The organism is Nocardia puris (genome assembly GCF_036051655.1).
In the GTDB taxonomy this organism is placed as follows: Bacteria; Actinomycetota; Actinomycetes; order Mycobacteriales; family Mycobacteriaceae; genus Nocardia; species Nocardia puris.
Genome location: NZ_CP107943.1, coordinates 7,542,791 through 7,565,252, shown reverse-complemented (window position 1 = coordinate 7,565,252; position 22,462 = coordinate 7,542,791). Strand labels below are relative to the sequence as shown.

General features: G+C 71.0%; 20 protein-coding genes. 13 read left to right on the top strand and 7 right to left on the bottom strand.

Annotation, left to right across the window (positions count from 1 at the left end):
* The first annotated feature begins 14 nt into the window (after positions 1-14).
* Positions 15-956 carry a LysR family transcriptional regulator gene (locus tag OHB21_RS35110; protein ID WP_324192293.1) on the top strand — a complete coding sequence of 314 codons (942 nt, stop codon included), beginning with the start codon at positions 15-17 and terminating at the stop codon, positions 954-956.
* Positions 957-1,005: 49 nt separating this feature from the next.
* Here OHB21_RS35110 and OHB21_RS35105 read toward each other — a convergent pair whose 3' ends face one another.
* Positions 1,006-1,275, bottom strand: coding sequence for a DUF2631 domain-containing protein (locus OHB21_RS35105; RefSeq protein ID WP_067513839.1), 270 nt, complete (start codon positions 1,273-1,275; stop codon positions 1,006-1,008).
* A gap of 133 nt (positions 1,276-1,408) precedes the next feature.
* Here OHB21_RS35105 and dxr point away from each other — a divergent pair, with 133 nt between their 5' ends.
* From dxr to OHB21_RS35080, 5 genes are all read left to right on the top strand, one after another.
* On the top strand, positions 1,409-2,548 hold the full coding sequence (gene dxr / locus OHB21_RS35100; RefSeq protein ID WP_067513848.1) for a 1-deoxy-D-xylulose-5-phosphate reductoisomerase: 1,140 nt from the start codon (positions 1,409-1,411) through the stop codon (positions 2,546-2,548).
* Positions 2,549-2,705: 157 nt separating this feature from the next.
* Entirely contained in the window at positions 2,706-3,917 is a 1,212-nt protein-coding gene (locus tag OHB21_RS35095) for a M50 family metallopeptidase (RefSeq protein WP_067513840.1), read from the top strand.
* 150 nt (positions 3,918-4,067) lie between these two features.
* A complete protein-coding gene (gene ispG, locus OHB21_RS35090; protein WP_067513841.1) occupies positions 4,068-5,225 on the top strand; it encodes a flavodoxin-dependent (E)-4-hydroxy-3-methylbut-2-enyl-diphosphate synthase in 1,158 nt (385 codons plus the stop codon).
* Positions 5,226-5,290: 65 nt separating this feature from the next.
* Positions 5,291-6,154 carry a GNAT family N-acetyltransferase gene (locus OHB21_RS35085; protein ID WP_084538150.1) on the top strand — a complete coding sequence of 288 codons (864 nt, stop codon included), beginning with the start codon at positions 5,291-5,293 and terminating at the stop codon, positions 6,152-6,154.
* Between the two features lie 80 nt (positions 6,155-6,234).
* A complete protein-coding gene (locus tag OHB21_RS35080; RefSeq protein ID WP_195126268.1) occupies positions 6,235-8,022 on the top strand; it encodes a penicillin-binding transpeptidase domain-containing protein in 1,788 nt (595 codons plus the stop codon).
* Here the strand turns inward: OHB21_RS35080 and OHB21_RS35075 are convergent.
* Together OHB21_RS35075 and OHB21_RS35070 are read right to left on the bottom strand one after the other, a co-directional pair.
* A complete protein-coding gene (locus OHB21_RS35075) occupies positions 8,016-8,186 on the bottom strand; it encodes a hypothetical protein (RefSeq protein WP_157115886.1) in 171 nt (56 codons plus the stop codon). The genes OHB21_RS35080 and OHB21_RS35075 overlap by 7 nt on opposite strands.
* A 279-nt stretch (positions 8,187-8,465) precedes the next feature.
* A complete protein-coding gene (locus tag OHB21_RS35070) occupies positions 8,466-8,963 on the bottom strand; it encodes a peroxynitrite isomerase (protein ID WP_067513850.1) in 498 nt (165 codons plus the stop codon).
* Between the two features lie 188 nt (positions 8,964-9,151).
* On the opposite strand from OHB21_RS35070, the gene OHB21_RS35065 reads away from it, so the two are divergent.
* Positions 9,152-9,619, top strand: coding sequence for a hypothetical protein (locus OHB21_RS35065; RefSeq protein WP_232331907.1), 468 nt, complete (start codon positions 9,152-9,154; stop codon positions 9,617-9,619).
* Here the strand turns inward: OHB21_RS35065 and OHB21_RS35060 are convergent.
* From OHB21_RS35060 to OHB21_RS35050, 3 genes are all read right to left on the bottom strand, one after another.
* Positions 9,616-10,107 carry a hypothetical protein gene (locus tag OHB21_RS35060; RefSeq protein ID WP_067513843.1) on the bottom strand — a complete coding sequence of 164 codons (492 nt, stop codon included), beginning with the start codon at positions 10,105-10,107 and terminating at the stop codon, positions 9,616-9,618. The two genes, OHB21_RS35065 and OHB21_RS35060, sit on opposite strands and share 4 nt — an antisense overlap.
* Positions 10,108-10,211: 104 nt before the next feature.
* Positions 10,212-11,072: a helix-turn-helix domain-containing protein gene (locus OHB21_RS35055; RefSeq protein WP_084538154.1), complete on the bottom strand. Its 861-nt coding sequence runs from the start codon at positions 11,070-11,072 to the stop codon at positions 10,212-10,214.
* A 221-nt stretch (positions 11,073-11,293) separates the two neighbouring features.
* Complete coding sequence (locus OHB21_RS35050; RefSeq protein ID WP_113974930.1) at positions 11,294-13,966, bottom strand: AAA family ATPase; 2,673 nt, start codon at positions 13,964-13,966, stop codon at positions 11,294-11,296.
* A 238-nt stretch (positions 13,967-14,204) separates the two neighbouring features.
* Here OHB21_RS35050 and OHB21_RS35045 point away from each other — a divergent pair, with 238 nt between their 5' ends.
* Positions 14,205-14,744, top strand: a complete 540-nt coding sequence (locus OHB21_RS35045) for an LppU/SCO3897 family protein (RefSeq protein WP_067512760.1) — start codon at positions 14,205-14,207, stop codon at positions 14,742-14,744.
* A gap of 45 nt (positions 14,745-14,789) precedes the next feature.
* On the opposite strand, the gene OHB21_RS35040 is transcribed toward OHB21_RS35045, so the two are convergent.
* Complete coding sequence (locus OHB21_RS35040; protein ID WP_195126269.1) at positions 14,790-16,739, bottom strand: ABC1 kinase family protein; 1,950 nt, start codon at positions 16,737-16,739, stop codon at positions 14,790-14,792.
* A gap of 200 nt (positions 16,740-16,939) precedes the next feature.
* Here OHB21_RS35040 and OHB21_RS35035 point away from each other — a divergent pair, with 200 nt between their 5' ends.
* From OHB21_RS35035 to OHB21_RS35015, 5 genes are all read left to right on the top strand, one after another.
* The gene (locus tag OHB21_RS35035; RefSeq protein WP_157115868.1) at positions 16,940-17,080 is read left to right on the top strand and encodes a hypothetical protein; all 141 of its coding nucleotides are present in this window, start codon (positions 16,940-16,942) and stop codon (positions 17,078-17,080) included.
* Between the two features lie 430 nt (positions 17,081-17,510).
* Entirely contained in the window at positions 17,511-18,380 is an 870-nt protein-coding gene (locus OHB21_RS35030) for an alpha/beta fold hydrolase (RefSeq protein WP_195126270.1), read from the top strand.
* 276 nt (positions 18,381-18,656) lie between these two features.
* A complete protein-coding gene (locus OHB21_RS35025) occupies positions 18,657-19,751 on the top strand; it encodes a DUF6670 family protein (protein WP_067512756.1) in 1,095 nt (364 codons plus the stop codon).
* 94 nt (positions 19,752-19,845) lie between these two features.
* Positions 19,846-21,372, top strand: a complete 1,527-nt coding sequence (locus OHB21_RS35020) for a flavin-containing monooxygenase (RefSeq protein WP_084538046.1) — start codon at positions 19,846-19,848, stop codon at positions 21,370-21,372.
* A gap of 639 nt (positions 21,373-22,011) precedes the next feature.
* Positions 22,012-22,371, top strand: a complete 360-nt coding sequence (locus tag OHB21_RS35015) for a DUF4254 domain-containing protein (protein WP_067512776.1) — start codon at positions 22,012-22,014, stop codon at positions 22,369-22,371.
* Positions 22,372-22,462 lie beyond the last annotated feature (91 nt).

Below are 22,462 nucleotides of genomic sequence, written 5' to 3'. Positions count from 1 at the left end.
CCTAGGCTTGTCGGGTGAGTGAACCCGGTGCGCGAACCAGCCCGCTCGAGTCGATCGACGCCGAGCGTCTGCGGTGGTTCGTCGCGGTGGCCGAGGAACTGCACTTCGCGCGGGCGGCGCGGGCGCTCGGCATCTCCCGGCAGCGGCTCAGCCGCACGGTTGTCGAGTTGGAGGACGAACTCGGGGTGGAGCTGTTCGCCCCGGACGTCACGCCGACCCAGCTCAGCGAGGCCGGTCGGGACACCCTCGCGGCGGCGCGCGAGATCCTCGCTCGCGCTGTGAGCACTTCGCCCGCCGATCCCGAATCGCGGTCCCTGCGTGTGGGATTCGTACCGGGCGTGACGGTGTCGAAGTGGGAGCGGATCTGGGCGGACCGGTTCGCCGAGACGCCGCTCGAGACGGTCCCGATCGCGGCGGCCGACCAGCTGACCGCGCTGCGCGAGGGCCTGGTCGACATGTGCTTCGTGCGGCTGCCGATCGAGCGCGACGGGATCGACGCCATTCCGCTGTATCGCGAACTCCCGGTCGTGGTGGTGCCCAAGGAACACGAGATCTCGCTGTTCACCGAGGTACGCGCGGCCGATCTGGCCGACGAGCGGATGCAGGACGCGAGCGATGTGGACCAGGCGGCGGTGATCCTCGAAATGGTCGCCGCCGGTGTGGGTTTGGCGATCGTCCCGCATTCGATCGCCCGGTTGCACGCGCGGCGCGACCTCGTCTACCGGACGGTCACCGATCATCCCGACACCGAGATCGCGCTGGCCTGGCCCGCCGACCGGACCACCGATCTGGTGGAGGAGTTCGTGGGCGTGGTGCGCGGACGGTCGGCACGCAGTTCGCGCGCGCCTGCGGGCAGGCAGAACAAGGAGCGCGGGGCGGCCGCCAAGAAACCGGCGAAGGCGCGGAAATCGACGGCGAAACCCGCGAAGAAGCAGGTCAAGCGGCGGGGCCGCTGAGACCGGTCCGCGAATCCCGTTCGCGGACCGGCGTGTTCGCGACGAAGCGCTACCGCGGCTTGCGGCGCCAGATCTTGTCGTAGATCAGGATGCCGAAGATCGCCAGCGCGAAGCCCACCAGGTACAGGTTCTCGACCTGGCCGGAGTGGTTGCCGATCAGCATGGCCAGCAGGATCAGCGCCACGATCCAGGCCGCCACGCGGAAGGTGCGGGGCGCCTCACCGCTCCAGCCCCAGGCGGCGGAGGGGACTTCGGCGGGGTCCACCTTGGTGACGATGCCGCGTTCGGTGTCGGCGGGTTCGATATCCGTGGCGGCCACGATCGCTCCTCGGCTGTTCGGGTACCGGTATCGGTACGAACTCGGACTTGTGCCGCATATCGTGACATACGACGCCGCGTCGTTGGAAGTCGGGCCGCGCGGGGCGGGTGCGGCGGTAGGACACAATGACGGGGTGTCCGACATCGTGAGAGTCCTGCTGCTGGGCAGCACCGGATCCATTGGAACCCAGGCGCTCGAGGTCATCGCCGCCAATCCCGGCAGGTTCGAGGTGGTCGGCCTGGCCGCGCGCGGCGGCGACACCGCGCTGTTCGCCGCGCAGATGGCGGCCACGGGCACGCGCAACGTCGCGCTGGCCGATCCGGCCGCCGCCGAGGCGCTGGACATCGAGCTGGCCGGACCCGAGGCCGTCACCGAGTTGGTGCGCCGCACCGAGGCCGATGTGGTGCTCAACGCGCTGGTCGGCTCGCTCGGCCTGGAACCGACGCTGGCCACCCTGGCATCCGGCACCCGGCTGGCGCTGGCCAACAAGGAGTCGCTGGTCGCGGGCGGTTCCCTGGTGACGCGCGCCGCCGCGCCCGGCCAGATCGTGCCGGTGGACTCCGAACATTCGGCGCTGGCGCAGTGCCTGCGCGGCGGCCGCGCCGAGGAGGTGGGCCGGCTGGTGCTGACCGCCTCGGGCGGCCCGTTCCGCGGGTGGACCGCCGAGATGCTCGAATCGGTGAGCCCGGCCGAGGCCAAGGCACACCCCACCTGGTCGATGGGGCTGATGAACACGCTGAACTCGGCATCGCTGGTGAACAAGGGCCTGGAGCTGATCGAGACGCACCTGCTGTTCGGCATCCCCTACGACCGCATCGACGTCACCGTGCACCCGCAGTCGATCGTGCACTCGATGGTCACCTTCACCGACGGGTCCACGCTCGCCCAGGCCAGTCCGCCCGATATGAAGCTGCCGATCGCGCTGGCCCTCGGCTGGCCCGACCGGGTGCCGGGCGCCGCGCCAGCCTGCGATTTCGGCACCGCCGCGACCTGGACCTTCGAGCCCGTGGACGATGCGGTGTTCCCGGCGGTCGAACTGGCCCGCCGCGCCGGGCAGGCGGGCGGCAGCGTCACCGCGGTCTACAACGCGGCCAACGAGATCGCCGTACAGGCTTTCCTCGACGGCGCGATCTCGTTCCCGGGGATCGTGCGCACCGTGGCGCGGGCCGTGGAGGCCGCCGATCAATGGCGGGCCGAACCGCGCGACCTCGCCGATGTGCTGGCCGCCGACGCCTGGGCGCGCGAGTTCGCGCGCGGTCTCGTGCGGGCCTGAGCCCGGACGCCGACGCGCCCGCCGAAGCGGGTGCTGGCAGACTGGGCCATGCGTGCGGGCGCGGCCCCGTTAGGGTGGTCGGGGTGCTCGCGACCGCGCCGGACGCGTGCGCGGGACGATTCATGGGCTGCGCGACGCAGGAGGACTGGAGAGCAATATGGTGTTCGCCTTGGGTTTCGTGCTGTTCGCGGTCGGCATCCTGATCTCGGTCGCCCTGCACGAATGCGGACACATGTGGGCGGCGCAGGCCACCGGCATGAAGGTGCGCCGCTACTTCGTCGGCTTCGGGCCGACGCTCTGGTCGACCAAGCGCGGTGAGACCGAGTACGGGCTCAAGGCGATTCCGCTGGGTGGATTCTGCGATATCTCCGGCATGACGGCGCTCGACGAAGTGCCCCCGGAGGATCTGGATCGCGCCATGTACCGGCAGGCCACGTGGAAGCGCGTGTTCGTCATGTCGGGCGGCATCGCGATGAACTTCGTGCTCGGCTTCGTACTCATCGTGGTGCTGGCCGTGGGCTGGGGTCTGCCGCAGCTGGACGCGCCGCCCGCCGCCGACCGCGCGCCGGTGGTGGGCGCGCTGCAGTGTGTGTCCGACGAGTTGCCCGACGGCACGCTCGCGCCCTGTGAGGGCGCGGGCCCGGCCCAGACGGGCGGGCTGCAACTCGGCGACGAGGTCACCGCCGTCAACGGCGTCGCCGTGAGCACCTGGGGCGAGTTCACCGCCGAGACCCGCAAGCACGAGGGCCCGATCACCTACACCGTGCGCCGCGCGGGCGAATCGTTGCAGGTCACGGTGACGCCGCAGAAGGTGCTCCGCTACGCCGAGGACGGCACCAGCGCCGACGTGAGCTCTGTCGGCGTCATCCTGGAGCAGCCGCGGATGGAGCCCTACGGCTTCCTGCCCGCCATCCCGGCGGCCGCCTCGTTCACCGGTGACCTGTTCGTGCGCACCTTCCAGGCGCTGGCGCAGATGCCCGCCAAGGTCGCGGCGCTGTGGGATGCCGTCACCGGTGGTGAGCGCGATCCCGAGACTCCGGTCAGCATCTACGGCGCCAGCCGCATCGGCGGCGAGAGCGCCGAGGCCGGCGTCTGGGAGATGTTCGTCCTGATGCTGGCCAGCCTGAACTTCTTCCTCGGCGCGTTCAACATCCTGCCGCTGCTGCCGCTGGACGGCGGGCACATCACGGTCGTGCTGTACGAGAAGATCCGCAACACCATTCGCGGCTGGCGCGGTCTGGCGCCCGGCGGCCCCGTCGACTATCTGAGGTTGCTACCCGTGACCTATGTGGCGGTGGTGCTGGGCGGCGCGTACATGGTGCTCACCCTGACCGCCGACATCGTCAACCCGATCCGGCTGTTTCCCTGAGTTCGCCCACGCCCTGTATCCTGTCGCGGGCATCCGGGGTGGGGCCAACACCGGCCGCTTGTCGTGGGAGTCACACGGTGGTGGTCCCGCGCACGCGACTAAGCTCGGTAATCGAACGGCCCGCAGACGTAGGAAAGTAGGCAGCCGAAAGTGACCACCGCAATCGGACTGGGGATGCCGTCCGCTCCGGCGGCTGTGCTGGCGCCCCGCCGCAAGACCCGCCAGCTGATGGTGGGCGGTGTCGGCGTCGGGAGCGACCACCCGATCTCCGTGCAGTCGATGGCCACCACCAAGACCCACGACGTGAACGCGACGCTGCAGCAGATCGCCGAGCTCACCGCCTCGGGCTGTGACATCGTCCGGGTGGCGTGCCCGCGCCAGGAGGACGCCGACGCGCTCGCGACCATCGCGCGCAAATCGCCCATCCCGGTGATCGCCGACATTCACTTCCAGCCCCGCTACATCTTCGCCGCCATCGACGCGGGCTGCGCCGCGGTCCGCGTGAACCCCGGCAATATCAAGGAGTTCGACGGCCGCGTCAAAGAGGTCGCGCAGGCGGCGGGCGCGGCGGGCATCCCGATCCGCATCGGCGTGAACGCCGGTTCGCTGGACAAGCGGATGATGGAGAAGTACGGCAAGGCCACCCCCGAGGCGCTGGTGGAGTCGGCGCTGTGGGAGGCGAGCCTGTTCGAGGAGCACGGCTTCGGCGACATCAAGATCTCCGTCAAGCACAACGACCCGGTGATCATGGTGGAGGCCTACCGGCAGCTGGCCGCCCAGTGCGACTACCCGCTGCACCTCGGTGTCACCGAGGCCGGTCCGGCGTTCCAGGGCACCATCAAGTCGGCCGTCGCGTTCGGCGCGCTGCTGAGCGAGGGCATCGGCGACACCATCCGCGTGTCGCTGTCCGCGCCGCCCGTCGAGGAGATCAAGGTCGGCGGCCAGATCCTGCAGTCGCTGAACCTGCGCCCGCGCAAGCTCGAGATCGTGTCCTGCCCGTCCTGCGGCCGCGCGCAAGTGGACGTGTACACCCTCGCCAACGAGGTGACGGCGGGGCTCGAGGGCATGGAGGTGCCGCTGCGCGTGGCCGTCATGGGCTGCGTGGTGAACGGTCCCGGTGAGGCGCGCGAGGCCGATCTGGGTGTCGCGTCCGGCAACGGCAAGGGCCAGATCTTCGTGAAGGGCGAGGTCATCAAGACGGTGCCCGAGCACCAGATCGTGGAGACCCTCATCGAGGAAGCCCTGCGCATCGCCGAGGAGATGGGCGAGGACGCGCCGGGCGGCGAGCCCGTCGTCACCGTCGGCTGATCCACCTCACCTGCGGTTTTCGAATACCCGTACCGGAACCTTCCGGTTCGTGGCAGGCTGTCGGTGTGCGGAGTCTGCTGGAGCCGACGCGACGGGCCAAGTACGCCCCCGCGCGGCAGCTCGCGAATCGGGATCTGGCGCAGGTCCTGCGCGTGCTGGATGCGGATCCGATCGCCTCGTGCATGATCGCCGCCAGGTTGCAGGAATTCGGGCTGGCCGCGAACACGGGCGCCGGGGAGCTGTGGAGTCGCGGCGGGCCCGCCGAATCCCTGTGCTACTCGGGCGCGAACCTGGTGCCGCTGCGCGGTGATCAGGACGCCCTGCGCGCCTTCGCCGATCGCGCGGGCCGGTGGCCGCGCGTGTGCTCGTCGGTGGTGGGCCGCCAGGAACTCGCGCTGCCGCTGTGGGAGATGCTGAGCGAGAAGTGGGGTCCGGCGCGGGAGCTGCGCGGTACCCAGCCGCTGCTCGCGCTCGCCCAGCCGGCGTTGGTCGCCGCCGATCCGCAGGTGCGCCGCGCCCGCCCCGACGAATTGGATCGCTACCTGAGCGCGGCCATCGCGATGTTCATCGAGGAGGTCGGCGTCGATCCGCGGGCCGGCGACGGCGGGCGCGGCTATCGCCGCCGCATCCAGAGCCTCATCGAATCCGGCCGCGCCTGGGCACGTTTCGACGACGGTGAGGTCGTGTTCAAGGCGGAGGTCGGCTCGCTGTCCAAGCGCACCGGGCAGATCCAGGGCGTGTGGGTGCACCCGGATCGCCGCGGGCGCGGCCTCGGCACGGCGGGTGCCGCAGCCGTCGCGAACGCGGTGGTCGCGTCGGGTCGTACGGCCAGCCTGTACGTCAACGACTACAACACCGTGGCGCGGCGCGCATACGGTCGCGTCGGGTTCCGCCAGATCGCCACCTTCGCGACCGTGCTGCTGGACTGACGCGCCGGAGAATTCGGCAGCCGCCCCGCTCAGCGCGCCTTTCCGGTCCGATCGGTCGGGGCCGTTACGATCGGGCCGTTATGGCGACTCGACTGTTCCTCCCGCTCCTCGTGGCGGTGCTGGCCGTGGCCGGTGTGGGGTGCTCGACCGGTCCGCAGGGCCCCGCGCCCGCGGCCGACGATTTCGTCGCCGCCTTCGCCGACCGGGATCTGCAGCGCGCCGCCGACCAGACCAGCCAGCCCGAGAAGGCCCTGGCCGCAATGACTTCCGCGTGGGAGAACTTGCAGGCCGAGAGCCTGTCCGCCCGCACGGGCGCGGCGCGCGTGACGGGTGACACCGCCACCGTCGACTACACCTACGAGTGGCAGCTGCCCAAGGACCGCGTCTGGACCTACACCGGACAGTTGCAGATGGGTCGCAGTGGCGGCCGCTGGACGGTGCGGTGGACCTCGTCGAACATCCATCCGGAACTCGGCGACACCCAGACCATGGAATTGCGCTCGAATCCCGCCCCGCGCGCCCGGGTGAACGAACAGGGCGGCAGCGACGTCCTGGTCCCCGGCAAGGTCACCCGCGTGACCTTCGACGCCACCCAGGCCACCGACGCGGGCGCGGTCGCCACCCGGCTGTCCACCGCATTGCGCCCGTTCGACAAACGCCTCACCCCCGAGGCCGTCCTGAACTCGGCGCGCACCGCCGCCGGCCCCTACACCGTCCTGCTGCTCACCGAGGTCGAGTACAACCGGGTCGGCGCCGACCTCATCGGCCTGCCGGGGGTGACGCTCACCCAGGAGTGGGACATGGTCGCCACCGACCGCGAGTTCGCGCCCGACCTCATGACGCAGGTCCGCAAGACGGTCATCGCCGAGGTGGACGGCAAGGCCGGGTGGAGCGTGGTGACGCGCAATGCCAACGGCGCGGACACCTCGGTGCTCACCGAGGTGCCCTCGCGGCCCGCGCCGTCGTTCGCGCTGAGCGTGGACCGGTTCATCCAGTACGCCGCGCAGCGGGCCGTGGAACCGCGCACCGAACAGACCATGATGGTGGTGATCCGCCCGTCGACCGGCGCGATCCTGGCCGTCGCGCAGAACGCGGCGGCCGACCGGGACGGGCCGGTCGCCACGATCGGGCAGTACCCGCCGGGCTCGATCTTCAAGACGGTCACCGCGGCCGCGGCGATGGAACACGGCACCGCCACCCCCGACACCGTGCTGCCCTGCCCGAGCAGCATCGTCATCGGGGAGCGGACCATCCCCAACTACAACATGTTCAGCGTGGGCAGCGTGCCGATGGCGACCGCTTACGAACGGTCCTGCAACACCTCGTTCGCGAAGCTGGCCAGCGAACTGCCCGCCGATGCGCTGCACGTGGCGGCCGCGCGCTTCGGGGTGGGCCAGGACTATTCGGTGGTCGGCCTGCCCACCACGTCGGGGTCGGTGCCGCCCGCCGAGGACATGGTGCAGCGCACCGAGGACGGTATCGGGCAGGGCAAGGTGGTGGTGAGCCCGTTCGGTATGGCGCTGATGGCGGCGGCCATCGCGAACGGGTCCGCGCCCACGCCCTATCTGATCGCGGGGCGCGAGACGACGGTGGAGGGGGAGCGGCCCGCGCTCGCGCCCGAGGTGGTCGAGGGGCTGCGCATGATGATGCGCAAGGTGGTGACGGGCGGTACGGCGGAGCGGATCCGGGATCAGGGCGAGGTCTACGGCAAGACCGGTGAGGCCGAGGTGGACGGCGGGTCGCATTCGTGGTTCGTCGGCTATCGCGGTGATATGGCCTTCGCGACCCTGCTGGTCAAGGGCGGCAGTTCCGACAACGCGGTCGCGGTGACCCGCGATATGTTCGCCGCGTTACCTCCCGGCTACTGAAGTCCGCCGGTGCCCGCCGGGGTGAACGGCTGGCCGACGTGGCCGAACGAGACATCGGTGAACGGGTCGAAGCCGCCCGTGCCCGCGCCGCCGAGGAGCTGAAGGGCCACGGTTCCGGCGGTGATGATGCCGGCGGTGGCGAGGAGCGTGGTGGATCGCTTCATGGTTCGTACTCCCTCGTTCCGGGGATGGACGGGTGAGGTGGCGGCGCGGCGGTGCGCTCGAAGTTAGCTATAAATTAGCTGAATGGGACCATAGGACGGGGAGCGTCGAAGCGGCAAGAGGAACGTGTCCGAGAGCACAGCGGCCGGGCGGACCTGGTCATTCCCGGCCGGGAGCCTGGGGCTTGACGGGCGCGCACGGTTCGTCGGGGTGAGCGCGCGGTGTGTGAGGTGGGTGCGGACGGAGATCGAGCCCGGGTGCGGGGCCCACGGCTCCGCTGATCAGGCCCGGTGCAAAGTGGCGGCGAGGTGGTGGGTGAGCGGCTCGCCGACGGCCGCCATGCGAAGGGTGTAGTCGATGGTGTCGCCCGCGACGCGGAACGAACGGCCCAGCGCGGTCACCAGTTTCGCGGTGCTGCTGCGCGCGATGCTGGTGGAGTCGAACTCCATGCGCAGTTCGTCGCCGTCGATGGTGAGCCCGCCTTCGCAGATCTCGGTGATGCCGGTCGGGTGCGCGAGGATCAGCTCGACGTGGTCGGGGCGCGGGCAGCGCAGGTAACCGGTCTCGGCGTGCATCGGCCTGCTGCCGTCGGCGGCGCGGGTGCGCTGCCGGTAGGTCAGGAACGGGCGGCCGAGGTGGCCGAACCGGACCTCTTCGACGTAGTCGAAATCCTCGATCGTCGGATACTCGCCGTGGCCCGCGCCGCGCCACGTTCCGAGCAGCGGGGCGAGCGGAGCGATATCGGGGTGGGGGGCCACGGGAGGTTGCGGTTCGACCACGGCGGTCAGCCTAGACCCGCGCGCGGTGACGCGCGCGACGTGCACCCGGTTTCGTCCGGAGTGAGGCCAGGCTGTCCTGATTTCCGGCCGGGGGTCGCGGTGCGGGCCGCGCGGTGGTACACCTCGGATATCGCGAGTTTCGCGCTCGTGCGCGACGGTACCGAGGCGGTGCGCGTACCCCTCGGCCCGTGGATGATGGTGTCGCGGAGGGCGGTGAGATGACGCGCGGTGGTGCGGCTGACTGGACGATCCCCGGCAAGGAGTTGCTGCTCGCGGCCTGCCGGGGACTTCCGCACGACGATCACCCGGTGCTCGAGGCGGCGGGCGAACTCGCCCAGCTGCACGCCCTGCGGGAGCGCACACCGGTGCGCCAGGCGGCGAAACTCGAGCGCCGCCGGACCCAGCTGGTGCGCGCGATCGACCGCTGGATGACCTTGGTGACGCCGGTGCCGCCCGCCCCGTGCGCGCGGCGCGAGACGGTGGGCGGTGTGGTCGACCGGCTCGCCCAGCTCACCACGCAGGCCTACCTGCCGCTCGCCGCCGCGCCCGACGCGGTGTTCTACGAGGCGTGGTTGCAGGTGGTCGAGACCGCCGACAGATACGAGGATCTGGTGGACGAGATGCGCGGTGCGGCGCGGCGCGCGCCGACGGCCTAGCGGTCGCGACGGAACAGCCGGAACCCGCGCGCGGTGCGGCGCGGCAGCGTGGCGTACACCATCGTCATGTCGGCGAACACCTCCGCCTCCTGCTCGCCTTCGACGCCGAACTCGTTGCGGCCCAGCACGTGCTGCGCCGCCAGCGAGGGCAGCAGCGCGGCCAGTTTCGGCGACAGCGGGGTGGCGGGTTCGGCCAGATCCTTGCCGTGGCCGAGCAGCATGTGGCCCACTTCGTGCAGGATGATGTGCTCGGCGTTGCGGTCGGTGGCGTCGGCGTCGTAGACGATGATGTCGTCGTGTCCGCGCGCCACCCAGAGTCCCTTACCGCGACAGCCGTCCTCGGCGAGCATCGCGGCGGACACCGGACGCAGCGAGATGGAGCGTCCGCGATGGGCGGCCACGGCGGCCAGATACGCGTTGAGGTCCCACGGAGCGGGGAGCGGCACCGTCCGGGTAGCTTCGCCGAGACGGGCTTCCATGCTGGTCATCGGCGCTCACTCTACCCATCGCTTCGTACGGCGTCACGCCCGTGTCACGGGGCGCTCGCGCGTGATCGGCTCGGGCAGCGCGGGATTCGCCGCGGGCGGCCTGTTCAGCGCATTTCGGCGGCGATCCGCTCGATCAGCGCGACCGAGTCGCGCGGGCTCAGCGCCATGGCGCGCAGCTGGTCGAAGATGACGCCGAATCGGCGCACCTCGGTGTGCCCCTCCACGAGCGCGTCACCCGCGATGCCCTCGACGTAGACCAGTTCGGGATCGTTGGGGTCCTTGAAGTCCAGCAGTGTGAACGCGCCGGGCATGCCGGGGTGCGCGCCCGCGTCGAAGGGGAGGATCTGCAGGATGATGTTCTTGTAGGTGCTCTGCGCGGCCAGCTTCTCCAGCTGACCGCGCATGGTGGCGGGCCCGCCGACGACGCGGCGCACCGCGGCCTCGTCCAGCACCACCCACAGTTCCAGCGGTTCGTCCCTGGTCAGCACGGCCGAGCGGTTCAGGCGGGCCTCCACGCGGTTGTCCACCACCGAGTTCTCCACCTTCGGCATGGAGGTGTCGACGACGGCGCGGGCGTACTCCTTGGTCTGCAACAGGCCGGGGATGAACGAGGTCTCGTAGTGCCGCGCCGACAGCGCCTCGGACTCGAAGTTGATGTAGGCGGCGTAGACCTCGGTGAGATTGGCCTCGTACGGCCGCGACATGCCGGGCTTCTGGGCGTCGGCGAGCAGATCGACGGCGTACTTGCGGCGTTCCGGTTCCACGTCGTACAGGTCGAGCAACGCGGTGAGGGTGCGGCGTTGGGGGCGGGCCTGGGCCGCCTCGATGCGATACAGGGTGGTGACGTTGATCCCGGTCCGTCCGCTCACCTCCTCCTTGCTCAGCCCGACGCCCTCGCGCATCTCGAACAGCAGTGCGGCGAGGCGGCGCAGGCCTGCGGTGAGAACGGTCCGTTTTCCTGCCATGTTCACCGAATCCTTTCGCGCCGATGCGATCCGCAGCGGGCCCCAGCGTACCGCCGCCGGGCCGGTCGGCACGGCGATTCGCGCGGGGCGTGCGGGAACCTCGCCGGGTCGGGCTCGCCGCGTTTTCAATGTGCAATCGGCGCGTCAGCCGCGTGCGTCCGGACGCGGTTGCGGTGTGATCGGCGCGTGAGCCGTCCGCACTCGGTGGCGGCCTTCTCCGTTCAGGTCGCGGAGTCGAGTTCGGCCAGCCGGTGGGCGATCCCGGCGCGCCCGGTCAGGCCCAGCTTGCGCAGGATGCGGCTGAGGTGGTCCTCGACGGTGCGCGGGCTCAGGAACAGCAGGGTGGCGATCTCCTTGTTGGCGTGGCCGCGCGCGGCGAGTTCGGCGACCTCGCGCTCGCGTGGCGTCAGCTCCGTCGCGGCGCCCGGGGCGCGGCTGCCCGCCAGACGGCGCTGCGCCGAGGTGGCGGCGGTGATCAGTCGGGTGGCACCCGCGGCGGTGAACAAGTCCCGCGCCGCGACGAGATGTTCGGTGGCGCGGGTGAATTCGCCACGGCGCCCGGCGATGTCGGCGGCCAGCAATATCGCCAGTCCGCGCTGGACGGGCATGTCCGCGGCCTCGAACTCGGCCGCGGCCGCCCGCGCGACGCGCTCGCCGGACTCCGGATCGCCGGTGGCGCAGAGGTATTCGGCGCGGACGAGGGTGGCGGCGGCCCGCTGGCTCGCCAACCCGAGATCGTCGGCCACCGCCTCGGCGCGGCGGAGCTGCTCGTGCGCCCGCTCCGTATCATCCTGCGCCAGCAGGATGTTCGCGTAGCGGGACAGTTGGGTGGGCTGCATCGGGCCCGGCCGGTCGTCCAGGGCCGCCGGGAGGTCGGGGGGATCGACGACGCCGAGGCCGACGCCCACATCGCTGAGCGTCCACTCGACGACCTGCCGCCACCACCGCATCACCGGCCGAGGCAGCCCCGCCACCTCCGACCACTGCCGCCGAACCTCGTCGTCCGGCGAGGTCCATTGCCGCACACGGATTTTCAGCGCGCCCGCCAACGGCAGCAGATCGGGGTAGCCGAACCGTTCCGCGAAATCCTGCGCGTCGTCGGCGGCCGCCAGCGCGTCGGCGGGCCGCCCGAACTTGTGCAGGACGTAGGCCCGCACCGTGTGCAGTTCGGCGAGGGCGTAACTGCGGCCGAACCGCGCGCTCACCCGCACCGCGCGATCCAGGTGCGGCAGCACCCGCGCGTGGGCATCGAGGAAGAAGCCGGACCAGCCCAGCGCGGGGACCGCGTGCACCACCTCGCGCAGCTGATCGTCGTCCAGATCGCGGAACGCGCGGTCGGCGGCCGCGAACGCGGTGCGCGCGGCCTCGATCCGCAGTTCCGACACCGTACCCAGGCAGCCCAGCGCGGTGGCCGCCGCGCGCACCGCCGGATCGGCCACGGCCTCGGAGGTGAACAGCGCGCCCAGGCGCGCGCGGCCCTCGGCGTCCTGATGGTCCTGCATCTCCAGGATGGCCAGTTCGAGCTGGACCGGCCCGTCGCCGGGTAGCAGCGGCAGGTCGGCGGCCGTCGCCAGCAGCGCCCGCGCCCGGTCCACCCGGCCGAGCATCCGTTCGCACCGCGCCGAGAGCAGCAGCGCCTCCAGCCGGTGCGGTCCGGTACTCGTGACGAGCGGCTCCAGCACCTCGCGGGCCCGTTCGCCCGCACCCGAGAGCAGCAGCGCCCGGCCCAGCAACAAGGTGTCGCCGGGGTGGTTCCCGCGCGCGGGATCGGCGCGCCGCGCGGCATCGAGCCAGCGCACGCTGGTCGCGGGTGCGGTCGCCAGTGTCTGTTCGGCGGCCAGCCGCAGGTGCGCGGCGGCGTCCTCGTCGGCGCCGAGCATTCCGAGTTCCAGGTGCCGGGCCAGCGCCGGCGCGGCCGCACCCCGCGCCCGCAAAACCGCCGCGACGCGATGGTGCGCGGCCGTGCGCCACCCGGCGCCGGCCAGCCGGTGCGCGGCGGTGCGCACCAGGGGATGGCTGAAGGAGATCGTGCCCCCATCGACCGTCATCAGTCCCCGCGCGCACAGCGCGTCGAGCGCGGCGGTCACCTCCGGCATCGTCGATTCCGCAGTGGCGCAGAGCATTTCGAGGTCGGTGTCGGGCCCGCACACCGCCGCCGCGGTGACCACCAGCCGCTGCGGCTGCGGCAGCTGGGCGAGTTCGGCGCGCACCGTCCGGTCCAGACCGGCGTAGGCGTCGTCGTCCGCGGGCTCCCGGTCCGGCAGGTCGGCGAGCAGCAGCAGATAGAGCGGATTGCCCCCGGAGGCGGCGAGCAGCTTCGCGCGCCGGGCGGGCGTGGCCTCGGGCAGCAGATCGGCGACCTCGGGCTCGGTGAACGGCGGCACGGTGACGGTGCGGACGGACGTGCCGGTCGCCGACAGCGCCCGGGTGAGGGCGGGCGGGCACTGCCCGGTCCGGTAGGCCAGCACCAGCCGCAGCGCGGCGGGACGGTTGCGCACCAGGAAGGTCAGCAGGCGCACCGATTCGGTGTCCAGCCAGTGCGCGTCGTCCACGATGAGCACCGTGTCGGTCAGCAGTTTGCGCAGGGCGCGTCCGAGCCGGGTCGCGTCGGCGTCGTCCGGGATACCGGCGGTATCGGCACCCGTGTCCGCGAGCCGCTCCACTATGTCGTACGCCACGTGCAGCGGTTGCGGCCGCTCGTCCTCGGTGGCGGTGACCGCGATCACGCGCCCGCCGTGCCGCGCGGCGGCCGGGGCGAACGCGCCGAGCAGCCGCGACTTGCCGATGCCCGCGGGGCCCTCGACCAGCGCGACCCACGGCTGGCCTGGCGATTCCGCGGCAACGCCGAGTGCGGACAGCTCGGCGCGGCGCCCCACGAACGAACGCTCGACCATGTCCCTCCGCCCCGGTTGACAGCAAACGCGCCGCGAAGAGCTTAGCCCCGGCTCACCGGGGCCCGGGGCGATCCCGTGGTTTCCCGGATGCTCGGGCGCCCGTGGTGCGGTGTGGTGTTCGAGGCCGGTCGCGCCCCTGGCGGGGCTGCGTCGAAGGGCACGGCGTCGTCCGGGATTCGGCGTGACGAGGGGTATCCCGGTCGGCCGCCCACCCTGCCCTCCGAAGAAAGTGACACGAATGAAGTTCGTCGGTTCCGGCCTGCTGAAGCGGGTGCCGTTGGCCCTGGCCACGGTGGCGGCACTCGCCACCCTGGGTTGTTCGGCGGTCGAGAAGGCCACCGATGCCGTGCAGGACGCCGGCAAGTCGGACACCGCCCGCGCCAACGTGGGCGATTGCATCAACGTCATCGAGAGCTCGATGATCAACTCGGAGACCGAGCCGGTCGACTGCGCCGCGGACACCGCGGTGTACCGGGTCGCGCAGGTCCACGACCAGAAGACCGAGTGCCACGAGGACTACACCTCCTACGAGGAGACCCTCAACGGCGGCACCACGGCCTTCCTGTGCCTGGCGCCCAACTTCAAGCAGGACCTCTGCTACAACGAGAGCATGATGACGGGCTACAAGTACGTGGCCTGCAGTGCCCCGGAGGCCAGCTTCCGGGTGGTGCAGCGCATCGACGGCCAGGCCGACGAGACGCTGTGCGGGGAGGAGGCCGATCAGGTGCTCCTGCTCACCGAGGAGAAGACCACGTTCTGCCTGGGCGATCCCGTCTGACCTCGCGCCGGTGACCGGCCGCGTCCACCCGGGCGCGGCCGCGTCTCAGCGCATCAGGCTGCGCAGCGCCAGGATCCCGCCGGCCAGTCCGAGGAAGCCGCCCAGCACCGCCGTGGCGGGCACCTCGGCGACCAGATACGGGCCGTCGCGCTGGACGAGCAGCACCACCGCGCCCAGCAGGCAGCTCACCGCGATGAGGGCGGTGATCACCCGCTGCACCAGTCCGGTGACGAATGCGCGGTCCTCGGGATGGTCGAACATTCGGGTGCCCACGGTGAACCTGCCGTCGGCGAGGTCGGCGGTGAGCGCGTCGATTCGGCTCGGAAGGCGTTGCAGCACAGGCAGACTCGTCAGCAACTGGCCCTGGGCCCGGGCCGCCAGCCGTTCCGGGCGGGCGATCTCGGTCAGCACACCGCCGCCGCCCTCGCGCGCCGCGGTCATGAGATCGAAGCCGGGATCGAGCAGCAGCAGCGTGCCCTCCAGCGACGCGAGGGTGCGGAACACCCCGGCGATCTGGCCGGGGATCGCGAAGCCCGCGCCGGTGATCAACCGCACCATGTCGCCGAACAGCGCGCCGCTGCCGCCGGAGCCGAATCCGTTGCGGTAGCGCACGATCAGCTGCCCGAAGCGCCGCTCGAAGTCGCGGCGCGCGAACCCGTCCGGGGTGCCCAGCAGCGTGAGCAGCCCGTCGGTGGCGGCCACCGAATCGTCGTTGTCGATGGCGAGCAGCAGCGCGGCGATGGCCAGGCGCTCGGTCTCGTCGAGGCGGCCCACCGCGCCGAAGTCGAGCAGGGCCAGGGTGCCGTCCTCGGCCACCAGGACGTTGCCCGGGTGCAGGTCGGCGTGGAACACGCCCACCACCAGGATCTGCCGCAGCACCTGCGCCAGCAGGGTGGCGGCCGCGTCGCGGCGGACCGCGAGGTCGATCAGCGCGAGGAACGGCCCCGCCGAGCCGACCGGGGTGCCCCGCACCCGGTTGGTGACCAAGACGGTCCGCGACGACAGCTCCGGGTACGGCGTGGGGATGACGATCGGCGAATCCCCCGTGGCCGCGGCCAGATTGCGCATGTTGTCCAGTTCGACCGTGTAGTCGAGTTCCTCGCGCAGCGAGGTCGCGAACCCCTCGACCAGGTCGACCACCCCGATGTCGCGCGCCCACGCGGCGTCGCGCTGCACCCGCCGGGCCAGACGGCGCAGAATGCGCAGGTCGCGATCCACCTGGGTGCGCGCACCCGGCCGCTGTACCTTCACCACCACCGACGTGCCGTCGGTCAGGCGCGCGGCGTGGACCTGGCCCACCGACGCCGCGGCCAGCGGCGTGCGGTCGATCTCGGCGAAGAATTCCGCGACCGGCCCGCCGAGCGAATTCTCCAGCGCCGCTGCGATCTCCGGCCAGTCCAGCGGGGCGGCGTCGGATTGGAGCGTGGCGAGCTCGTCGGCGATCCCGGCGGGCACCAGATCGCGCCGCGCCGAGAGCATCTGGCCCAGCTTCACGTAGGTGACGCCGGCGTCGCCGAGCGCGTCGCGCAGCCGGGCGCCCACGGTGTGCGCGTCGCCGTTCCCGCGCCACGCGCCCCGGCGCAGGAATCCGCCCAGTCCGCGCCGCACCAGGACGACGAGCAGTTGCAGATAGCGCTTCGTCTCCTGCTGGGTACCGTACCAGCGCCGCACCAGCGTGATCGGGCCCGGCAGCGAACCCGTCGGCACGACGATCTCGGCGACGTAGAGCACGGCGAGCAGCACCACGAACAACCACGCCCACACCAGCACCACCACCGCTGCGGTACCGGCGACATCGCGGACGCCGCCGTCCTCGTCCATGGTGCCCAGGGCTCGCACCAGGGCGTTGGCCGCGGCCGAACCGACCGTCGGGAACAGCGCGGACACCAGGATCGTGCGCGGCCACCCCACCGGCGCTCCGATCACCCGCCGCGCCACGCCCGCGATGAGCCAGGCCGTGAGCGCGGTGGTGGCGAGCAGAGCCACGACAGCCATGCGGGTCCTCCCTCGGGGTGCGGATCGTCGGACTCAACGTAGCTATCGGCGGGCGAAACCAGCATCAGGGAACACCCCTAGGGCCGCCCTGATTCAGCGGGCGGCCGAGATGGTGTGGTGCCCAGTGTTTCTCGGAACAGCTCTGCCCGGCGCGACCGGCGGATATCCTTGCCTTCTACGAGCGAGGCAAGGGGGAGTTCGTGAAGCGAACCGGGTGGGTGGCTGTTCGTGCCGCGGCAATCGTGGCGGCGGCGTATCTGATGGTGGTGGCGATCGCGGCGGCGATGATCACGCCACCGGGTTCGGCCGTGATGGCGAGGTTGCGGGCGCGTCGGCGCTGAGGGTTTCGGCGCGGGCGGGGTTCGGTGAGCGCGGCCTACAGTGCGGGCGGGGCTTCGCCAAGAGCTGGGCTTCGGCGAGCGCAGGGCTGCGGTGAGCGGTTTGCGCTGCGGTGAGCGGTTGCGCTGCGGCGGCCGGGGTTTGTGCGGCGGGTCTGCGAGGTGGCCGGGATCGGGCGGCGTCCGGGCTTCGGCGCGGGCGGGCTGCGGTGCGCGCGGTGCATTGGCGAGGGCGTGGCTGCGGTTGACCGGGTTGCGTGCGGCGACCGGGGTTTCGCGAGGCGGCTCCGGCGGGAATTCAGCCCTGGGACTGTTGACGGGGCCGGTCCCCGCTCGTATATTACCGATTAGTCAATTATGTGTGTGACAATCGGTAACACATTCTGAGAGGTGTCGCTATGGCAATCGTCCGCACCGCGTCCCGGGCCTCGCGATGACCACCCCGGCCCGCTTGCGCACCTACACCCACGCCGGACTCACCTTCGATGTGCTCGACGACGGACCGCTGGACGGCCCGATCGTGGTGCTGCTGCACGGATTTCCGCAGTCCGCGTCGTCGTGGGAGCCGACCGCCCGCCTCCTGCGCGAGCGCGGTTACCGGACGATCGCGCCCGATCAGCGCGGCTACTCGCCGGGCGCCCGCCCGCGCGGGCGGTGGGCCTACCGCACCTCGCTGCTCGTCGACGACGTGGTGGCGCTGATCGACACCCTCGGTGGCCGGCCCGTCCACCTGGCCGGGCACGACTGGGGTGCGGTCGTCGCCTGGTCGCTCGCGGCCGCCCGTCCCGAACTGGTCCGCACGCTGACCTCGGTGTCGGTGCCGCATCCCGCCGCGTTCCTGCGGTCGATGCTGAGCAGCGATCAGGCGCTGAAGTCCTGGTATATGGCCGTGTTCCAGGTGCCGTGGGTGCCCGAGCGCGTGGTCGCGCGGAACCCGGCCTTGCTGGAGCGGATGCTCGAGCGTGCCGGGATGGACGCGGACGCCGTCGCCGAAGTGCGCCGCACGGTGGTCGACGGGGGAGCCTTCGGCGCCGGCCTGAACTGGTACCGCGCCATGGCCCTCGGCTCCCCGGACGCGTTGCGGCGCAAGGTCTCCGTGCCCACCACGCATGTGTGGGGCGACCGCGACATCGCGCTCGCCAGGCGCGGGGCGGAACTCGCCGAACACTACGTGACGGGTCCGTATCGCTTCGAGCACTTGGCGGGCGCCGGGCACTGGATCCCCGAACAGAACGCCGAACGCCTCGCCGAGATCATCACCGCGCGCATCACCGACGCCCAGGAAGCGGACGCACCGCGCTGAGTTCGCGCGGATACATGGTGCGCGACAACATATTCCGACGCCCGACGCCCGACGCCCGACGCCCGACGCCCGACGCCCGACGCCCGACGCCCGACGCCCGACGCCCGACGCCCGACAACTCGAGCGCCCTCAGCGGTCGTAGTGATCGGACGCCCCGATGAAATCCCCTCCACCGGAGCGAATCGCCCACCTGACATCCGCACGCCCGCCGCCCGCCGAGTCTCGCGGGCGTCCACACCGAACGCCGCCCCGTCGTGGCACACCCGGAGGTAGACAATGTCGTCGAATCCCGTTCCTGACAGACAGCACGGACTGCTCGGCTCGGCCACCCGATTCGTGGTCGACCACATCCGCCCGCGCATCGACCGCAGGCTGCGGGCCTCGACGCGGCCGTTCACCCGGCCGGAGATGATGCGTCCGCACCACGATTCGCGGCGCTTCTGGACGCACTACGGCGTCTTCGTCCCCGATCTGCCCGCCCCGCACCGCTACCTGAACACGATGACGCTCATCGGCCCCACGGGGACGATGATCTTCGACAACGACCACCTCGCCGCGCCGGATGTCCGCGACACCGCGACGGTGCTCTCGTCCACCGCCCACAACGACCAATATCACTACCGCGCCTACAACATCGCGACCGAATGTCGTTTCGCCCCCGATGGTTCGGCGCTCGAATGGGGCTCGGATCTGTCGATCACCCGCGACCACCCGGCCTACACCGTGCGCGGCCGCTACGAGCATTTCGGCGTCGACCTGGCGATCACCGCCACCGACCAGGTGTCCTGGTTCGTGCGCAGCCGCGTGTACGACCACTTCAGCCTGCTCGCCACCTACACCGGCACCCTCACCGACGCGACCGGCGTCACCGAGATCGGCGGCCTGTGCACGGTCGAGTACGCGCGTTCGATCAGCCCGCAGGCGTTCTCGCAACGCCCGCTGCCCGAGCGGTACAAGCTCCCGGCCGACTTCTTCACCTATCAGATCATCGACCTGGACGAGCGTAATCAGTTGCTGCTCACCGAGGTCCGCGCGGCCGGGGCGGTCGCGTGCCGGCTCGCGTATCTGCGCACAATCGGCGGCAGCGCCCGCGTCTTCGAGGACGTGACCTTCGAGGTGCTCGCCCACCGCGACGAGCCCGCCGTCGACGAACTGGGCCGGCAGATGCGGGTGCCCGCCCGGATGCGCTGGACGGTCCGCGACGGGGGAGCGGACCTGCTCGCGCTCGAGGCCGAGGTCGATACGCCGCTGCGCTGGGGTCACGGCCGCGGCTACGTGGGCGCCTACTCCTATTCCGGCAGTTGGTCCGGCCGCGCCATCTCGGGCAGCGGGTACCTGGAATGGGTGGATTGCGAGCCCTCGCCCGCCTGATCCCCGCCGCCCGTACTACGGCTTGGCAACGTTTTCGGCACGCCGCAATTCGGAACCATCTGGTCTGGTCCGAGACACGAATAGTGATTGCTGAATGTTGGCTGGCAACAAGTTGGAGGGCAGAGGTGTGCTGGATCTGAAGGTGGCGGTGGTAGGCGCCGGGTTCGGTGGGATCGGGATGGGCGTCGCGCTACGTGAGGCGGGCATCACCGAGTTCGCGATTCTCGAGAAAGGCGCCGATGTGGGCGGCGTATGGCGCGAGAACACCTACCCCGGGTGCTCGTGCGATGTGCCCGCGCATCTCTATTCGTTCTCTTTCGCGCCTTATCGTGATGCGCGGCAACGCTATCCGGGTCAGGAGGAGATTCTCGACTATCTGCGCGGCGTGGCCTCCGAGTACGGCCTGCTCCCGCACATGCGGCTGAACACCGCCGTGGTCGCCGCGGAGTACCGGGAGGAGACCGCGCGCTGGGAACTCACCACCGGCGGCGGCGAGCGGGTGCTCGCCGACGTCGTGGTCTTCGCCGTCGGGCAGTTGCACCGCCCGAACATTCCCCGCATCCCCGGTCGCGACAAGTTTGCGGGCGCCGCGTTCCACACCGCGCAATGGGACCACCACCAGGACCTGCACGGCCGGGCGGTGGCGGTGATCGGCACCGGCTCCTCGGCCGCGCAGCTGCTGCCGGAGATCGCGAATCGCGCGCGGCGCGTGCACGTCTACCAGCGCACGCCGCACTGGCTGCTGCCCAAGCCCTCGCGCGAGTTCGGGGCGCTCACCGGCCTGGCGCTGCACCTGCCCGGCGCCCACGGCGCCTACCGCAAGGCGCTCTACCACGGCGCCGACGCGGTGCTGGCGCCCATCATGCGGCGCGGCTGGTCGGCGCGGCCCGCCGAGTGGTTCGCGCGCGCCTACCTGCGCCACCAGGTGACGGACCGGCGCCTGCGCGCGGCCGTCACGCCCGACTATCCGATCGGCGGCAAGCGGATCGTGTTCGACAGCCGCTTCTATCCGACTCTGTCGCGGCACAACGTGAAGCTCGTGACCGATCCGATCAGCCGCATCACCGCCGACGGCATCGAAACCGCCGACGGCGCACACCGTTTCGCCGACGTCATCATCTACGCCACCGGCTTCCGCGCCACCGAGTTCCTCACCCCGATCACGGTGCGCGGGCGCGACGGACTGCTGCTGCACGAGGAGTGGGCCTCCGGTGGGCACGCCTTCATGGGCCTGGCGGTCGGCGGCTTCCCCAACGTGTTCCTCATCGCCGGCCCGAACTCGTTCACCCCGGCGGGCAGCAACCCGTCGATGAAGGAGCATCAGATCGCCTACATCATGGAGTGCCTGCGCTGGCGGGACTCGCTCGGCGCGGCCGCCATCGAGGTCAGCGACGAGGCCATCCGCCGTCATCAGCGCTGGCTCGACCAGGAGATCGCGAAATCGGTGTGGCCCGAGACGAGTTCGAGTTGGTACAAGCACGCCAGCGGCCGCGTCACCAACCCGTGGCCCAGCACCACCCGCACGTTCGGCCGGATGCTCCAGCACGACCCGGCCGAAGCGTTCGTCGCCGTGAATCCGGCGCGCGTCAGCACGCCCGAACCCGCTGATCTCAACGGCTGACTCCCGAGCACGACGCCCGCTCAACCGCGCCGCCCGGCCCTTCTCGGCCGGGCGGCGCTGTGTTTCTCGGGTGGACGAAATCCCGATGGCCGCCGAGTTATTCATCCGACCGGTCTGATTTCTCCGCGCTCATCCGACCGGTCAGTCGCATTTGCTTCGGATTAGCCCTGGACAGTGTCTGTCCCACAGGGTGAAAGTCGTTCCCCGCCAAAACATGTTGGGGTCGCGTTCGCCCGCGTCCCGCGCGGGCAGATCGGGGTCCGAAATCGTTCAGGGGGGTTGATGAATCGCGCCCGCTGGCGGCGCGGATTGGCCGCTTCTCGCAATGAGGCGGCAACCTGCGGCAGCGTTCCGTCGGTAACAGATACCCACCGCCGCGCGCACTTCCTAGTTCGCACTATTGCGTTTCAAAGTCTTGTGTTCTTGCATCTGTACGCGCATGATCCAGCTAGCCTTGGTGTGACCGAGCCGATCCGATGTCCGGGAATAACCGAATCGAGAGCCAATGATGTTGGTAAATAGAGCGTTGGTGTCGGGTGTTGTCGAGGGGGAGATGTGAGCGCGCCTGCGGTGGGGGCACTGCCGACCGCGCCCCAGATACTGAGCGCCTTCCAGGGACGCCGCTTCCAGGACCGTGAGCTGTTGCGGTCGGCGCACGCGCTGGCGGAGCTGCACGCCCGCCGCGCCGAGGTGCGCGACGCGCGGCTGGTGGCCGAGATCGATTGCCGCCGTGGCGAACTGGTGGACGACATCAACGACTGGATCGCGCAGGAGCTGCCGCAGCACCGCCACGGCGCGTCGCTGCACACCGAGAGCCTCGGCGCGGTCGTGGACCGCATGGCGCGCAGCTGGGCGCAGGCGAACCAGGCCATCGACGTCGACGGCCCGCGCAGCGACAACACCCATAAGCACTGGTACCACCTGGCCGAACTGGTCGACGGATACACTGATCTGGTATCCGACGTGGCCGGTGGCCGCCGTCGACTGCCCGAGCAGTAGCCCGCCCCGGCCGCGTCCGCCCGCGGTGTCCCGCCCGACCGGCGACACCGCCCGCCGAGCGGCGAGTACTCGTCGCCCCCGGAGACGGCGG

Excerpts from the sequence above, each read along its gene's own strand:
- OHB21_RS35060 (WP_067513843.1), bottom strand. The coding sequence starts at position 10,107 with ATGACCAGCATGGAAGCCCGTCTCGGCGAAGCTACCCGGACGGTGCCG.
- OHB21_RS35055 (WP_084538154.1), bottom strand. The coding sequence starts at position 11,072 with ATGGCAGGAAAACGGACCGTTCTCACCGCAGGCCTGCGCCGCCTCGCC.
- OHB21_RS35050 (WP_113974930.1), bottom strand. The coding sequence starts at position 13,966 with ATGGTCGAGCGTTCGTTCGTGGGGCGCCGCGCCGAGCTGTCCGCACTC.
- OHB21_RS35040 (WP_195126269.1), bottom strand. The coding sequence starts at position 16,739 with ATGGCTGTCGTGGCTCTGCTCGCCACCACCGCGCTCACGGCCTGGCTC.
- OHB21_RS35030 (WP_195126270.1), top strand. The coding sequence starts at position 17,511 with ATGACCACCCCGGCCCGCTTGCGCACCTACACCCACGCCGGACTCACC.
- OHB21_RS35095 (WP_067513840.1), top strand. The coding sequence starts at position 2,706 with ATGGTGTTCGCCTTGGGTTTCGTGCTGTTCGCGGTCGGCATCCTGATC.
- OHB21_RS35045 (WP_067512760.1), top strand. The coding sequence starts at position 14,205 with ATGAAGTTCGTCGGTTCCGGCCTGCTGAAGCGGGTGCCGTTGGCCCTG.
- OHB21_RS35075 (WP_157115886.1), bottom strand. The coding sequence starts at position 8,186 with ATGAAGCGATCCACCACGCTCCTCGCCACCGCCGGCATCATCACCGCC.
- OHB21_RS35020 (WP_084538046.1), top strand. The coding sequence starts at position 19,846 with ATGTTGGCTGGCAACAAGTTGGAGGGCAGAGGTGTGCTGGATCTGAAG.
- OHB21_RS35025 (WP_067512756.1), top strand. The coding sequence starts at position 18,657 with ATGTCGTCGAATCCCGTTCCTGACAGACAGCACGGACTGCTCGGCTCG.
- OHB21_RS35080 (WP_195126268.1), top strand. The coding sequence starts at position 6,235 with ATGGCGACTCGACTGTTCCTCCCGCTCCTCGTGGCGGTGCTGGCCGTG.